Annotated in this window: 3 protein-coding genes; all 3 read right to left on the bottom strand. The window is 63.0% G+C overall.

Annotated features, from left to right (window positions below; translation table 11 throughout):
- Window positions 1-236: 236 nt before the first annotated feature.
- Window positions 237-854 (bottom strand): Crp/Fnr family transcriptional regulator, encoded by a 618-nt coding sequence (locus tag ABD937_RS15020; protein ID WP_345256575.1) that lies wholly within the window; start codon window positions 852-854, stop codon window positions 237-239.
- An 87-nt stretch (window positions 855-941) separates the two neighbouring features.
- Window positions 942-2,702 (bottom strand): DUF885 domain-containing protein, encoded by a 1,761-nt coding sequence (locus tag ABD937_RS15015; protein ID WP_345256574.1) that lies wholly within the window; start codon window positions 2,700-2,702, stop codon window positions 942-944.
- Window positions 2,703-2,976: 274 nt separating this feature from the next.
- Complete coding sequence (locus ABD937_RS15010) at window positions 2,977-17,031, bottom strand: PKD-like domain-containing protein (protein ID WP_345256573.1); 14,055 nt, start codon at window positions 17,029-17,031, stop codon at window positions 2,977-2,979.
- Window positions 17,032-17,044 lie beyond the last annotated feature (13 nt).

Here is a 17,044-nt window from a genome sequence, read left to right as displayed (position 1 = left end):
AAAAAGCAGGCAGGAAGGGCGTTTCGGATAAACGGAAGGTACCGTTATCGGGGCATCCGGCAGGCATGGGCGGCCGGGTCTCCAGGCATCGGGGAGGTTCCGGCGTGCATTTGAAGCAGCTAACAGGCTATCTCTAAGGAGGTTATCACCATAGATCCGCCCAACCGGCCGTCAACAGATCCCCGATTAATTGATAAAAGTCAACTTGCCCCACTCCACAATCGATTCATTTTCACTCAGGTCTTGCTCCCCTTGCGCGCCTTCTGGCGCACCCGGCTCAGGGTTTCGGTGGCTATGCCGAGGAAGGAAGCGATGTATTTCTGCGGGATGCGGTTGGCAAGGTGGCCATAGTGCCGGAGAAAAAGATCGTACTTGTTCTCCGCCTTCTGCATCCGGGTGATGAAGCTCCGGTTCTCCGCAAGGGTGTAGTATAGCTCGGTGATCTTGCGTCCCACGATGTTGAAGGTAGGTACGCTGAGGTAGAGCGCCTCGAGGTCCTCGTGCGAGATGGCGAGCAGCTCGCAGTCTTCGAGCGCCTGGATGTTCTCGATGGTGGGCACCTGCAGGATGAAGGAGCTGATGGCCGCCACGATCTCGTTCTCGACGGTGATCCAGGTGGTGATGTCCTTCTCCCCTTCCCGAATGAACCCCCGGAGCACGCCCGACTTGATGACGTAGATGTGCGTGCACCGGGTGCCGCTGGTGAGCAGGAAATCGCCCCGCCGGAGCGAGCCGGCGTAGAGGTGTCCCGACAGGAACTGGCGCACGCCCTTTCCCGTTTTATGGAACCGGTCAAATAGCTGGCACAGCTGCTCCACTTCGGAAGCGCTTGCCTTTCGCTCCAGGTGCATCATGAGCTTGGGTGAGCCGGCAGCTCCGGCCCAATGGAAGCTAAGATAATTGGATTAATGACGCCGCCAATGCCGATCGCCGCGGTGCGCCTATCGCCCCTGCCCGCCAACCGATCTTGCCCACGCATCCAGCTTGCCCTCGAGCAGGTCCAGCGGGAGGGCGCCGTCCTTCAGCACCTGGTGGTGAAACTGCGCCAGGTCGAAGGCGGCACCCAGCTGTCTGCGGTAGCGGTCGCGCAGCTCTTGCAGCTTCAGCGACCCGACCTTGTAGCCAAGTGCCTGTCCGGGAATGGCCATATAGCGCTCCACCTCCAACATCGCCGTACGCTCGCCCAGCAGGGCTTCCTCCTGCAGGTAGCGGATGCCCTGTTCGCGGGTCCATCCTTTTGCATGGATACCCGGGTCCACCACCAGCCTTGCCGCGCGGTACAGCTCATCGAGCAGCGCGCTCATCGCCTGGTAGTCGTCGGTATAGAGGCCAAGGTCCTTTCCGAGGCTCTCGGCGTACAGCCCCCAGCCCTCCGCGAAGGCCGTGAAGCCACCGAGGCGGCGAAAGGCCGGCAGGCGCTCGTTCTCGCGCTGCAGCATGATCTGGTAATGGTGGCCGGGCACCCCTTCGTGGAGGAAGAGGCTCTCCCGCACCCTGGCCCTCGTGGCATCCACCACGGGCACATAGAAGATCCCCGCCCTGCTGCCGTCGGCCAGCCCGGCCACGTAATGCGCGGGCGACGTCGCCGCGCGGGCTGCCTCCACGGCGCGTACCTCGAGGGGGGTCTTCGGAACGGTCACGAACAGGTTCTTCAGCCGCGGCGCGATCCGGGCTTCGATGGCCTTGTAGCCGGCAAGAAACTCGGCCACCGTGCGGTAGCCGCCGCCGCCCGGGCCCGCCCGCAGGAAGGCGACGTAGTCATTCAGCGATCCATTAAAGCCGGCAACGTCCTTCATGCGCTCCATCTCGCCCCGGATGCGGGCCACTTCCGATAGCCCGAGCTGGTGGATCGCCTCCGGTGTCAGCGTGCCGGTGGTGCTCTGGCGCACGAGGAAGGCATACCAGGTAGCACCGCCGGGCAGGCTGCCCCACCCGTCGGCGATACGCGCCGCCGGCAAGTATTCGTCTTTTACGAAGGTGGCCAGGCGCCGGTAGGCGGGCACGAGGTGTTCCCGCACCAGCGCCGTATACAGCTCCCGGAGCCGCGCCCGCTCAGCCTCCGGAACGTCTTCCGCGAAATTCCGGACCGGCTTGAAGTAGACGCTTTCCGCCGCATCGTTCACGACGAAGCCCTCGAGCTGCGGGATCATCTTCAGCACGAGTGCCCTCGGCAACACGATCCCTTCGGCCATGCCTAGGCGCATATACCGGATGGCACTGTCGGCCCACACCGCGAACCCGGCGGCCCGCCGCGCCCACTGCTCGTAGTCGCGCACCGTCTTAAACGGCTGGAAGCCGTCGCCGCCGCCCGCCTGCGCCAGCGTGAGGTGCATTCCGGTGAAGTGCGTGAGCGGGATGCGGCTGCTCTTGAAGCGCAGTCCTTCCAGCGCCGCTTTCGTATTCCATTCGAATACGTCGTAGCTAAGCCGGTCCTGCTCGTTGAGGCGCTCCCGCCGGATCCCCGAGAGCGCGCCGAGATAGTGCTGCAGCAGCGCTTCCCACTTCGCGGCATAGCTATCGGTGAAGGTCACCGGCAGCTGGTCGTTGTATCGGTAATCGCCGTTGAAGGTGGCGCCCAGCGGGTTGAGCCGGTTTTCCTCTTCCTGGTAGGTGTCGAAAAGCGCCCGCAGGGCTTTGGAGTCGGGCTGCGCGCAAAGTGACTCCGCAAGCAGCAGGCATATAAACATCAGGAAGCGGCGCATCGTAGCTATTTAAAGGTGTAGGGCAGCACCAGTATTTCTACTAGGGAGCAGATCGTCCCCCCATTCGGCAGCCCCGGTGCGGCTTCATGAAAATACCGATAACGGGCATCTTCCGGCGCCGGTTTGGGAAGAAAGGATCAGGGCCTGCTTCGCCGGTGCGACAAGGCATTCAAGAGTGGCTAACCGTTTGCATCGTCTGTCTGCGCGGCGCGGCCCGGCCCTAACCAAAAGGCCCCCCGAACCGGGAGGCCTTTACTTGTGCAGGACGCTTTTATCAAAGCCTGATCACCTTCTGCTGGATGGTCTTTTGTGTGCGGATGTTGATGACCTGGATCACGTACGTACCCGGGAGGCGATCGGCAAGGCTCACAAACCCGGTGGTGCCGGAAAACGGGGCAGCCGGCTCTTTGCTGTTCCCGAACTGGTCCACGATCCGCACCCGGTAAGGACCATCACCCAACCCGGTGACCCGGATCGCCACTGCTCCTTGCGTCGGGTTAGGACTAAGGTGCAGGCGCACCGACGCTGCTGCCGTCTCGTCCCCGCCGGTACCGGTGAACGCGGAACGCGTTACGCAGTTGCCGACGGTATACTCGTAGGAAACAGGCGCGCCGAAGCATTTGTCGGCTGAAGGCGTCACGGTAATGATGCTGGTTACGGTGCCCGAAGTTGGGTTCTCCGCAACAAAGGCAGGCACACTGGTACGTCCCTGTGTAGCCGCCAGCCCCGTTGCTGTAGACGAGTTCGTCCAGGTGTAGGTGGCGGCGCTGCCCATGCTACCGGTGAAGGTCACCTGCGTCGAAAGCTGGCCACGGCAAAGTACCTGGCTGGCTGGAGGCAGCACTGTCGGTGTCGGCTTCACGGTGATCCGGAAGGCCATGATCCGCCCGCCGCACGAAGTGCTGTCGCCCCCCGCTACTACCCTGATCGTGGCGGAAAGCGGGGTGATGCCCGTGTTGGTGGCGGTAAAGGCAGGCAAGCCACCGCTGCCCGACGCGGGCAGCCCGATGCCCGGCTCGCTGTTGGTCCACGAAAACGAAGTAGCGCTGCCGGTGAATGCGAGTGCCGCTACACTACTGCCGGCGCAATGGACCTGGTTGGACACCGTATTCACCGCGGCACGCGGAAGCACGGTAATCGTTGCCGTTGCGGTAGTGGCGCATACCCCGGCGCCGGCTATGCTGTAGGTAATGGTGTAGGTACCCGAGGCAGAATAGGCCAGGTTCACTTCGCCCGTTGCGGGGTTGAGCTGCAGACCGGCAGGGGCACTATAGGTACCACCTGCACTACCGTTCAGCGAGGGGATGACTTTCCCTGTCGGGCAATAGGGCGAACCGGCATACACGATGCTACCCGCAGCGGGGCGCACGGTGTACGTGAAGGTCATCGGGGATCCGGTACAACCGGCAGCTTCCGGCGTTACCGTCACTACGCTGGTTTGCGCAGCGCCGCTGTTGTTGACCGCTTCAAATGCCGGTATCCCGTTGACCCCGGAGGCACCGACGCCGGTGGCTACGTTGTTATTGGTCCAACGATAGAGCGTATTGGCAAAAGAGCCGCTGAAAAGCACGGGGGCCGACAGGCTTCCGGCACAGAGCTCCTGACTGGCCACCGGGCTCACCCTGGGCAGGGGCTTCACGGTGATCCGGTAAGCCATAGGTGTAAGCGAGCAGCCCGTTCCACCGGTTGCCGAAACGCGGATAAACGCGTAACGCAGCGTATCCGAAGTGTTGACCGCCGTAAAGGAGGGCAGATCACCGGAGCCTGCGGCGGGAAGCCCGATCGAGGTATTGCTGTTCGTCCACGTGACGTTGAACCCGGGGCTGCCGATGAAGGCTGTGGCCGGGATGGATTGACCGGAGCAGTATACGGAGTTCGGTAACGGGTTGATCTGGCCGCCGGGGCGGATGCTTACCTGGGTGGTGGTGAAGTCCGACACCGTACCATAGCGCACCGTATAAATACCGGCCGCGGAAGCAGCGAGGTTGATGGCGCCCGTGGCCGGATCGATCGACAAACCTGCGGGCGAAGCCGTGTAGGTCCCACCGGTGCTGCCGCTGTGCGTTACCGGCGCGATACCGGTGCTGCCGCAGTACGGGGAACCCGCATAGGCGATGGTGGCTACAAAGGCCTCGAGTAGCTGCACGGATGTGCTGGTGGCAAAGGAGTCGCAACCACCGGCCGGTACGATCCGGTAGGTCACCGTATACGTACCCGGCACCGAGCCGGCGAGGTTGATGGCGCCCGTGGCCGCATCGAGGGAGAGCCCTGCGCTGCTGCTGAAGGTGCCGCCGGTGCTGCCCGAGAGCGTTACCGAAGCGGTGCCGGAGCCGGTCGTGTAGGGCGATCCGGCGTAGCTGATGGCCGCGGAAGGTGCTGGGTTCACGGTGATGCTGAACGTGACCGCGTTGCCGGCGCATCCGTCGATAAACGGTGTCACGGTGAGGGTAGCCACCTCCGGGAGGCTTCCGGCATTTGCCGCGGTGAAGGAAAGATCGCCGGTGCCCGAAACAGGAAGGCCGATGGCCGTATTGCTCGTGGTCCAGCTATAACTCGTGGCGTTGCCGGAGAAGGACACCGCAGCCGGCGCACCCGCGCAGAAGGTGCGGTTGGCGGGCGGGTCGATCGCCGGAGCCAGGAGCAGTACGCTCACGGTGTTGGAGCTATCGGTCGTTGCGCCGCAAGCCACGAGTGCGCGGTACTGCATGCTGGCGCCGACCGGAACGGCAGGCGTGTATGTAGTAGCACCACTTCCGGCATTAGCCCAGGAGGCCGTACCCGCGGGTGATTCCTGCCACTGCACGGAGGCGTAGCCGGTGGCGCCGATCAGCGTCAGTGTGGGTGTTCCACCGCTGCCACAATAGGCAGACACATCAGCCGATACGGTTCCGGCAGCAAGGGCCGTTACCGTGCGCACCGTTACCGGCATCGTGTCGTTGGCGAACAGGCTGTCCGCAGTTACGCTGGTGCCCGCCGTAAAGGTGTAAGAGCCGGGGGCGCTCATATCGTAGGCCGATGCGACCTCCACCACCAGCGTATCGCCGGCGGCCAGCGAGCCGCTGTTGATCAGCACCGGGGCGAAGGTTACGGGATGGGGGCCGGATACGGCGGCGCTCACCGTCAGGGGGTGCATGGCGAAGTCGTGTGTAGCGAAACCATAGTTGCGGACAACGACGCGCACCGGCTCGGCGCTGCCGAAGCAGGACTGCTGCGCCGGAACGAGAAGGCCCTGCGCACCCATGTCCACCAGCACGGCCCTGTTTGCCTTGGTGAGCCAGAACTCGCTGAAGCCGGTGACCGTGAACTCGGCATAATACCCGTTGCCATACGCATGGAACTGCACCTCCGGTGCGCTGATATACTGGCCGGCACCCGTATTGTTACCGAGGTCGAGGTCGGCGGCAGGCCCATCGTATTTATACAGGGCGAGGTCGCTCACCGACGTCACCGACGGGTCGCGGGCCATCAGCGAATCGAGCTCGGCACGGGTGAAGTAGAGGCGAACGAGCACCGGTGTAGTGGGCTGCGCCTGCGGCGTGATCACCCAGTGTCGGCCGAGGTAGGGCACGCCGTTGTGTACCACCGGCATCGTAGTGATGCGCGCCTCGGCCGTAACGACGCCCATGTTGTTCCCGCTGTCGTTGATCTGCACGAGGCGCTCGCTCAACTCGCTCATGAGGTCAACGAAGCCGTTGGCGCTGCTGCGGGCACGTGCGGTGAACAGTGTATCACCCTGCGCGATCGGCAGCAGCGTATCGATGAAGATATTGTCGATGCCGACGCCGTCGCGCACGTCGCTGCCGTTGGTGGCGAACGCGATCCGGAAGCGCACCGCGGACTTGTTGGCAATGTCGGCCATCGGGATGTCGAAGCCGGCAAGCTCCCAGTCTTTACGCTCGCCCTGCCATACATTGCCGGGTCCGTTGTACCAGTGCGCTCCCGCCCCGCTGCGGCCCATGCGGTTCCAGGTGGCCCCGCCGTTGTCGCTCCACTCCACCCAGTTGCTGTCGTTCACCGGCTCGATCTGGTAGGCGTGCATGAACCAAAGCTTCGGAACGGCGCTGCCAAAGGAAGCCAGGTTGAAGCAGGGCGACTCGAGGTAGCTCCGCTCGTCGTTGTTGTGTTGCCCGGCGAGCGCGGTCTTCCAGGCCTTGGTGCCGCCGTAGGCACTGTCGATATTGGCAGAGGCGGGTACGCCCCAGGCCCAGCTGCTGTTCCGGCCTTGCGCAAACCAGCCGCCGTTGCTGGCCTCGAAGCCTTCGAAATAAGGATAGGCACTCACCACGCGCGTGTGGTGCACCTGGGTATACAGTGTATCGTTCGACAGCACGCTGTCGCCGATGATGTTCGTCCACAGCTTCAGGTCATACGACCCGGTTGCGCCGAAATCGGCGGTACCCGGGAAGGTATACAACAGCGTATCGCCCGCAGCCACCGGTCCGGCAATGGTATCGCGCACGATGGGCCCATTGTTGACCCGGTAGGCCACCGGTACCAGCGCCTGCGCGGAAGAGCCGGAGTTGACCACCTTTACCCGTACGGTCTCGGTGCCGGTAAGCGTGCAGCCGTTGGCAGGCGTCACCAGTTCCACGACGCTCATATTGGGCACGCCGAACTCGTCGGCGCCGATGTCGGGTGTGCTGACGCTGCGCGGGTCGCCGTCGATGTCGGCAGGCTCGATGTCGATGAGTATACCGGCGGCGCCATTGAGGAGCGCCTGGCGGCTGTGGAGGTCGGTGCGGCTGAAAAAGTTCGGGTCCGTACTTCTGCTGTTCACATCCTTACCCGACAGGCTTTGCCAGGCAGCGAGCGAGGCGGCGTCCGTATTCATCCAGGAGCCGGTGCGGGCGCCTGTGGTGAACAGGTCGTTGTAATTGCTCTGGAGGGCGCTGCCGAAGGAGCTCTGGATCACCTTGACGGCATACCCTCCTCCGCTGTTGGCCAGGATGTTGTTCTGCACCTGAAGGCCGCCCGCCGTTGCATCCGGGGTAAACTCACCTGCCGTAGCCGCGGCACTGGTGCTGGTCAGGTGTACGGTATTGTGGTACACGCGCAGCCACCTGCCATAGGCACGGATGCCGATGGAGGCGCCGCCCGACCCGATCTGCACGAAGTTGTTGACGATGCGGGAATCGACCTGCGTACCGGTGAAGGAATTGACGATTTCGATACCGGTACCATCGCCGGAAACGGCAACCGTATTGTTACGGATGCGCACGTCGCTGGCCTGTGACCCGGTGAGCGCGACGGCCTTATAATTCGGGAATGCCGTGGTATCGGTGATGCGGTTGTGCTCGATAAGCGTACCTGAGACAGGCACCCCGCTTTCAATGGAGGAGAACTGCTGATTCAGGAACCGGTTGCCGCTGATGGTCACCTGGCGCAGCGGAGCGCCGAAGTTACTGGTGACCATCCGGACGCCCTTACCGCCACCGACAAACACGTTGTTGGTGATGGTGCAGCTGTCGGCATTGCGTGTGGAGCCGACGTAATTCTCGAACGACAGCAGGTTATAGGCGTCCGAGGTAGCCAGTACCTGCTTCGGCTGCACGGCCCGGAAAAAGCAGGAATCGAAGGTCAGGTGATGGGCATCAAGGCCCGCCTTGATCACGCTTCCCTGCGTTACCGAAGGATGGGTCGTAAAGTTGTCGAAGCTGATGTTGCGGAAGCCGAGGTAGCTCACGTTCATCAGCACGGCAATGTATTCGTGCGAGAAGGAAGTGGTGTAGCCGGTGATGCGCACCGAGTCGCGGTCATGCGATTCGCCGTAGAAAAGGATCGGCTTGCCGGCACCGCTGCCCGGAACCCCGTTGAGATACAGGTTGTCGGCATACACACCGTTGCGCACAGCAACACGGGCAGGTCCTGTCACCCCGCCTTTTTGCAGCTGGTTGAAGGCCTGCACGAAGTCGGGGAAAGTGGGTGCCGCGCCTCCGATCGTATAGGAGCCGTTGAGCGCCGCCCAGAGCTGGCTGTTGCCGAGGCTGTCGTTGCCGGCAAAAGCGTCGCCCGGTGCCGACACGATCACCTGCAGGGGGTTTGCCGCCCCGAGGGGAAAGTCGTAGGTCCCTATCGTTACCGTGTCGCTGGCGAGCGGGGCGAGATTGCCGGAGTAGCTGAACGGCGCCTGGGCCATCGCCGACACCTTCCAGTTGATGGTGGCGGCGGTAAGCGGTGCACTGCCGTTGTTCTTCAGCACCACCTTCACGGGCTGCAGGCCGTGCGTATAAGGCACCACCGGTGCGGCAAGCAGTGTCAGAGCGGCATCCACCGGGGGCACCACGAATTCGTCGGCGCCCATATCGGGGTCGTTGCCGCGCGGGTTTCCGTCGATATCGGTCATGATGCCGGGAACATAGATACCGGCCTCGTTCAGCTCGCCGGCATGGGCATGCAGGTCGGTGAGGCTCGTGAAGAAGGGATCCACACTGATGCTGTGGTGATCGTAGCCCGTGGCCGTTCTCCAGCTCTGGAGCGTGGGCCGGCCACTGCCGATGGCGCCGGTAGTGTACAGGTCGTTGCGGTCGCTCTCCTGGAAGCTGCTTCCGGAGAAGACGGTGCTGCCGGTGGGCGAGCTGAAGATGTTGTTGAGCACCCGCACCGTAGCGCCACCACCTTGGAACAGGTAGCCCTGGTTATCGGTATGACGCAGCAGTACGCTGTTGAACAGCACGTCGAGCTGGTCTACGCCCGAGGCGGAAATGCCGTTCGGAACATTGCTGTTGGCCGGCATCAGGTCGGCCACACTCACAAAGTTATTCGCGATGAGCGCGCGCTGGGCGCCCGTATTAGTACTGTTGCTGAGCGAAATACCGTCACGGACGGTGCCGCCCAGTACCTCGTTCGTTACCGCCACCTGGTTGCCGGTGATGCGCGGCGACGTTACATAGCGGAGCGTGATGACGCCTTGCGCCAGCGTATTGCCGGACACCACCGGCGCGATCGCATTCTTCAAGTAGATACCTGAGCCGTTCCCGGCCGTATCGATGCGGTTGCCTTCGATCAGCATGCCAGGCATATTGAGCAGGGGCGAGAACACGCTGCTGTTGTCGGGGTCGCTGCGCAACGAGATGCCCCCTACCCTGCGCAGCCAGTTGTTGCGCACCACGATCGAAGAGTCCACCGAGCCATTACCTGTGGAGGCGATGCCCGCTCCCGGGGTCCGGTTGTTGGAGGCGCGGTTATCGATCACGTTGTTGAGCAGGCTGATGCTCTTGTTGCCGCTGCCGCGGAAGAGCAGCATCGCCTCGGGTGCAATGCCGCCGGGGTTGTTGCCGTAGCGGAAGGTCATTCCCTGCAAGGTGATGTATTGTGCTTTGTCGAAGATCACCGAGGCCACGTTCGTATTGGTGAAGTGCGCCGGGTTGGAAGAGGCGAGCGGCTGTAGAATTACGGCCGACGAATCGCCGCTCTCGCTGCGCACGAGTATCGTATTGACCGAAGAGCGGCCGGGTACAACGCCGAACACGAGGGCCGAGTCGCTGTAGGTGCCATTGCGTACGTCGAGCGTAACGGCACAGAGCTGGCCGCCGCCGTGCAGCGTACGCAGCGCGCTGCGCAGGTCGGAAAAGTGAGGTGCCGTGCCGCCTACGGTATAGGTGCCGCAGAGCGCCGGGTATACGTCGCGAACGGTAGCCGTGTCGTTAGCGTTGTTGCCGTCGCTGCCGTTGTTCACGGCGCTTGTCCACGCCTTCACGGTATAGGAGCTACCGACCACGAAGTTCATGCTGCCGATCGCCACTGCGGCCGAGGTATCCTGGCTGGCGATGCTGCCAGAGAAGCTATAGGGCGCCTGGGCCAGGCCGTTCACGGTCCAATTGACGGTGGCGGCGGTCACCGGGGCGGCGCCGTAGTTCTTGATCCGTACTCTTACGGTCTTCGCCGCGTCGGGCGCCTGCAAAGGACCGCTAAAGGGCTCGGTGATCAGCACCACCCCGGCATCCACGCCGGCGAGGCTGATCTCGTCGGCGCCGATGTCCGGCCTGGCAGTATTGCGCGCCTCGCCGTCGATATCGGTAGCAACGAGTTGCGTATAGCCCGATCCCGGGTTGTACTGGGCGATCGTGCCCGCGCTGTCGAGCGCGGTCTGCAGGGTGTGCAGGTTGCTGGCGCTCAGGTATCCCGGCGACACGTTCTTCGACGCACCGTCGCGCGCGGTGGCGCTGCGCCAGGCGGCCAGTGTGGCGATGTTGGAGTTGTTGTACTGCCCGAGGTTGGTGCCCGTGGTAAAGTAGTTGTTGTGATTGAGGTCTTTGAGGGTCGACACGTGATCGATGCGGATGGCGTATCCTCCACCCTGGTGGGCCAGGTTGTTGTTCAGCAGGGTAATGCCGGTGCCGCCGTTGCTGTAGACGGCCGCGGTGCTGGTACTGGCGCCCGTGAGGTTCACGCTGTTGTGCAGCAGGTAGGTGTGCGCGGCGCCGTTCAGGATGATGCCGTGGCTGGCCGAGCGCACGTGCACGAAGTTGTTGCTCACGATGAAAGGGCTGGCGAGCGTGGCGTTCGTGACGTTGAGGGTGATGCCGTGGCCGGAGCTGTTCTCGATGCGGTTGCCGCTTACTTCACCGCCGCCGGTATTACCGACCACGAGCGTCGAGCTGGAGGTGGAGTGGCCTTTGAACACGTTGTCTCTGACATAGGTCCGCGCCAGCACGTTCGATACCGACGCCAGGTTAACAACGGCCGACGTATCCAGTACGTTACCCGTGATGTAGGTGCTGTCCGACGTGCTGCTGATGCTGCCGAAGCGCATGCGGTTGCCGGCGAACTGGAAGTTGCGGGCCCGCACCGTCACAGCAAGCGTGGAGTCGATGTGGTTGTTGACGAACCGGAACGATCCGCCGGTGTTCGTGATGTTCACCGCGTTCATAGTGGTGCCCAGTGCCTTGAAGTAGCAGTTCGACACGGAGATGTGCTGCCCGCTGGTGCTGTCCATCAGGATGAGGCTCGTCAGGAATCCCTGCGTGTAGAAGCTGAAGGGGCGACGCGTAAAGGTCAGACCCTTGAACTGTATGTGACTTGCGCCCTTGAGGCGGATGATATACCCGTTGAACGAGAAATCGTAGGGCGTGCTGAGTACCACCGCGCTGCTGTCGCCGCTCTCGCTCTGCACAGTGACCGTATTGAGCGCCGATGTTCCGGGGATGGCGGCAAACTGGGTAGTGCCGCTGTACTCGCCGTTGCGGATGTTCAAAATAACCGGGCAGGAAACGCCGCCGCGGCTCAGGGCCGAGGAGGCTTGCTGGAGGTCTGCAAAATCAGGAGTCGTGCCGCCTACGGTATAGGTACCGCAGAAGGCGGGCAGGAAGATGCCGCTGATCGTGTCGTTGCCGTTGAACTCGTCGGCAGCGCCGTTGGGTGCGCTCACCCAGACGCGGATCGTATCCACGCGGCCGGCAACCGATGTATAGTTGCCGATCACGACGTTCATCGCCGAGTCGCCGTAGGCAACGGTGCCGGGGAAAGTAAAGACAGGCCCGGCCACGCCGTTGATCGTATAATGCACCTGTGCGGAAGCAAGCGGCTGCTGACCGAAGTTGCGGATCGTGACCCGGATATCGGTAGGCCCTGCGGTGAAGGGAGTCAGGGGGCTGTCGAAGCGGACGAGGGCCGCCTCGTGGTCATAAGGCTTGAACTCGTCGGCGCCCACGTCGGGCGTGCCGGCGTTGCGCGCCTCGCCGTCGAAATCGGTAGCCACATCTACGGGGGTACCGGTATTATCGAGACCATTGAAGGCCCGGTTCAGGTGCAGGTTCGTGAGCGAGTCGAGGAAGCGCGGGCGCAGGTTGGTACCCGCCACGTCACGCCCGGCAGCCTGCCACTGCGCCCAGGTCTGCTGGGTGCTGAAGACCCGGCCGACATTGCTGCCGTTGGTAAAGGCGTTGTTATAGTTGATCACGAGGCTTGCGTCCGGCGTGAAGTCCGCGAGGTAGTAGCAGTTGCCCGTACCAAAATGCTGGAGGATATTGTTCCGCACGTGGGTGCGGGTGATACCGGAGAGATAGACCACGAAACCATTACCCGGTGCAGTGACGGTATTGTGGTAGATGCTGGTGGAGCGGACGTTGGCCAGGTACATGCCATAGGCCGTACCGCTGGCGCTGCCGACCCCGATCATGTTGTTGTGGATGCGCAGCGTGTCGCTCGTCGCCGAATTGCTGTTGGCGATATAGATGCCGTACTGGTACCGTCCATAGGCGCTGTTCCCGTGCAGCAGCGAGCTACCCGAAAGCCCGGTAAAGTAATAGGCCGAAGGCGTGTTGCTAGTTGCATTGAAGGTTCGGTTGCCCGTGACCACGATCCCGTGTGCGGCATTCACCTGCACGGCCCGGGCCGACATCGAGTCGAAGCGGTTGTCCACGATGCGGAGTCCCGACTGCGGGGGCACGCCGTTCTGGAACGCGTTGCCGTTGATATCGATCTGCATGTTGCCGAACAGGAAGCGGTTGCCCCGGATCACCAGGCTGCTGTCGATGCCGGTGCTGTCTACCAGCAGCGTCGTATTGTAATTGCCATTGTTGGCGCGCAGCACGCACTGCTCGATCATGACTTCGTGCGCGCCGTTCTTCACCACGACGCCGCCGGTGCCGTAGCTGCCCGATTGCAGCACGGTGAGCTTCCGCAGCGAAATATGATCGGCGCCATCGAAGGTGACCACACCCTGGAAGCTGCCGTACGCCGATGATTGGGAGATCGTGACGCGGCTGCTGTCGCCGGACTCCGACTGGAACACGATGCGGGATGCCGTTCCGGCCCCGCTCACTTCTTTCAGCACGAATGCCTCGTTGTAGATGCCGTCGCGGATGTTGAAGGTAACCGGCCCGGTGATGCCACCCAGTTGCAGCGCGTTGGTTACCTGGGCGAAGGTGCTGAAGTCGGGTGTTGCGCCGCCGACGGTATAGGTGCCGCTGAGGGCGGCTACGATATTGTTCTGGTAAAGGGTGTCGTTGGCAGGCACGGGGTCGGTGGCGCCGTTGGGTGCCGTCGTCCAGAACCGGAGGTCATGGACCTTGCCGCCCGGGAAATCATAGGTTCCGATCGTTACGGGTGTGCTGAGGCTGTCGTAATTGACCACGCCACTCCAGGTGTAGGGCGCCTGCGGCACGCCGTTCACGGTCCAGTGCACGGTGACTCCGGTGAGGTTCGCCGTACCGTAGTTCTTCAGTACCACCTGCACGGGCGTGGGGCCCGCGGGGAAGATGCGGGCCGGGCCCACGTAGCGCTGCACCCCGGCATCGGCGGAGGGCAGGGTGAACTCGTCGGCGCCGAGGTCCGGGTTCGTGGCATGGCGCTCCTCGTTCTCGAAGTCGAAGGTCAGCATGGCCAGGCCCGTTCCGGCACCGTTGAAGACGTTCTGATTCGGGCGCGGCAGCGTATCGCTCCGGAACTTGGGGTGGGCAAACACGCTGTGCGCGTCGGCGCCCGTGGCCTGCCAGGAAGCGAACGTGGAGGTGTTGTTGGCGTCGAGCGTCGCGAAGTTCTTCGTGGGCTCGCTCGAAAAATAACCGTTATAGTCGATATCGGCCGGGGCGAGCGTGGAGGCGATGATCCGGCCTTTGAATGCGGTACCGGCCGTATGGATGCCCGATACGATGTTGTTCTTGAAGATCGTGCCGTTACCGCCGACCGACGCCGCCACCGATGGCCCGGTGGTATTGTAGATGTTGGTGGGATTGGGAGCCATGTCGGAGCGGTCGTTGATCGTGTTGTGTACCACGTCGATGTGATCGCCCTGGACGTTCAGGCCGTTGCCACCGGATTCGGCGATGTGGATCAGGTTATTGCCCACCAGCGCACGGGCGCCGGGAGTGCCGTCGCCGCGCACCATCAGGGCCGTCGCATTGCCGTAGGCGTAGAGGTTGCCGATAAAACCGATATAGGTCTGGAAGGAAAGGTGCTTGTGGTCATAGATCCGGTTGCGCGTCACCCGGAAGGCGCCGCTCGACCGTACAAATACAAGGTCGTCCTGCACGAAGTTGGAGTCCACCACGGCTGCCGGCGCGCCATCCACGTTCAGCGCATACACCGTGTACGAGGTGTACTGGTAACCACGCCCGCTGCCGAACCGGTTGCCCCGTACCACCACACCCTTCGTGGCGATAGCCGGCCGCGGGTTGTTGGACGGATTCTCGATGGCGCTCTCGATGAAGACGTTGCCCGAGAACTTGTTGTTGCGGAGCAGGATGGCCGAGTCGGCATTGAGAGCACGCACGGCATAGGTGCGCTCCGAGGAGCACATGAAGCTGTTGCAGACCGAGGCGGGCGGCGTGATGAAGGAGCACTGCTCGATCAGTACGTCGTGGGCATTCCGAAGCAGCGATACCTGCCCGCTTCCGGCGCCGTCCCAGCCACCGGGGACGCCGGTGAACTTGAGGCCGCGCAGGGTGTAGTAGCCCGCACCCTCGGCCACGGTCATCTTGCCCGTAATGATCGCCGAGGCCGTATCGCCGGAAAAGGATTTGATCGTGATGGGGTTTTGTGCCGATAGGCCGGCCACATTCCGGAGGCTGTCGCCAAGGTAGGTGCCCGGGTAGAGCTCGAACGTGACGGGCCCGTTGACGCCCCGGACCAGGAGCGCCGAATCGGCCTCGGGGAAGCGCTTGAAGTTGCGGACGCCGCTGCCGCCCTCGTGCACCGTATAGGTACCCGACATGGCGAGGTAAAAGGTCCGGCTGGCGGTATCGCCCAAGGTTTTCGTTTCGGCAACGCCGTTTACCTGCACCGGGTACACGCGCACCGTGGTCTGCTCGGAGTTTACGGTATAGGTTCCGGAGAAGGTCACCAGGGCGCTGTCGCAGGGCGCGATGTTGAGCCCGCTGAAGGTCTGCGTCGCCGGGGCGCCGCCGTTGACCGTGTACGCGGCTTCTACGCTCGTGATGGGAGCGCTGCCGGAGTTGCGGACGCGTGCCGTGAAGGTCAGCGAAGCGCCGTTGCTCACTACAGGGCTTACCGGCGCCGTAATGGCAGCGATGGCGGCGTCGTTGGGCACGGGTATCACTTCGTCGGCACCGTAGCTGGCCTGCGCGGCAGTGCGGTATTCACCGTCGATGTCGGTGGTCACATACGGTATGGCCGTCGTTTTGAGGCAGGGATTCTGGATGTGCAGGTCGAGGGGGCTGCTGTAGCCGGGGTCGCCGAAGCGCGCCAGCCCGTCGCGGTTGCGGATGGAGGCGTACTGCGCCGTATCGGACGCGAGGTACATGTTGTTGCTGATGCCGGGCAGTGTGTAGCTGTAGGGGAAGTAGAGAATGAGCCCGCTGTTGGGCACGGCGCCCCGGAGCGCGAAGATGTTGTTGCGCACTACCGTGTTGTAGGGCTCGATAAAGGTCACGTACCTGGTGTTGGCCGTAGCGTTAGAGCTGCTGAAGCTGTTGTGCAGCAGCCATACGTTATCAGTATAATAGAGGTATACCGCTTCGCGCGCCACCTCGGTGAAGAAGTTATTCTGGAAGATCCCCGGCTTGTCGGAAGGAAAGGCCCGGTGCGAGATCGAGATGGTATACTGGCCAAGATGCGATTGAAACTTGTTGCCGTTGACGAGGAACGTATCGGTGGAGGTGCCCCCCGTGATCTCGAGTGCCGTGGCATTGGTATTCTGAAAGGTGTTGCCGGTGATCCTGCCCACCGAAAGCGAACCCAGCACGACGCTGTTGTTGGAGCCCCCGTTGCCGGTGAAGCTGTTGTTGCGGACCACGAGGCCGCTGTCGCCCTGGGATTCGAGGTGCTTCAGGTAGCCGTTGAAGCTGCTGCCCTCTACGAGTGTGCTCTTGCTGCTGGCGGAGCTGATGAACTGCAGGCCCCGGAAGTTGTTGAGCGGGCTCGTGAAGACGCAGCCGCTGGCGCCCACCGAGCGGCACCCGTTGATGAGGAGCGCCCCCCGGTAGGCCGATACGGTGCCGGCCGCGAAGGTCATATTCCGGAACTGCACGTGGCTGGATCCGTTGAGCGTGATGCTGTAGGCGGCCGGTGTGCCCGGGAAGGTGATCGTAACGTCCGCCGCGTTGCCGCTGGCCGACTGGAAGGTGATCGTATTGGAGGAGCTTGCGCCGGCAATGGCGCCGATGGTCACCACTTCGTTATAGGTGCCGGCGGCCATCTGGAACTGCACCGGGCCGCTGACGCCATAGGGCGCGCTGTTGCCCGGGCCGCCATCGGTGCGCCCGCCCGTGCCCGTGAGGAAGGCCACCGCCGATGCGATGTTCCGGAAGTTGCTTGCCGACGCGGGCGCGGAGGCGTTGATGGTATAGGTGCCGGAAAGCGGCGTTGCCAGCAGGATGTGGGGAACGACCAGGCAGGCCGCCAGCATCAGTACGCGGGAGAGATTCCTCATAAACAGTAGTTGA

The organism is Flaviaestuariibacter amylovorans (genome assembly GCF_039541815.1).
Classification (GTDB): domain Bacteria; phylum Bacteroidota; class Bacteroidia; order Chitinophagales; family Chitinophagaceae; genus Flavisolibacter; species Flavisolibacter amylovorans.
This window is presented reverse-complemented; position numbering and strand designations above follow the sequence as displayed.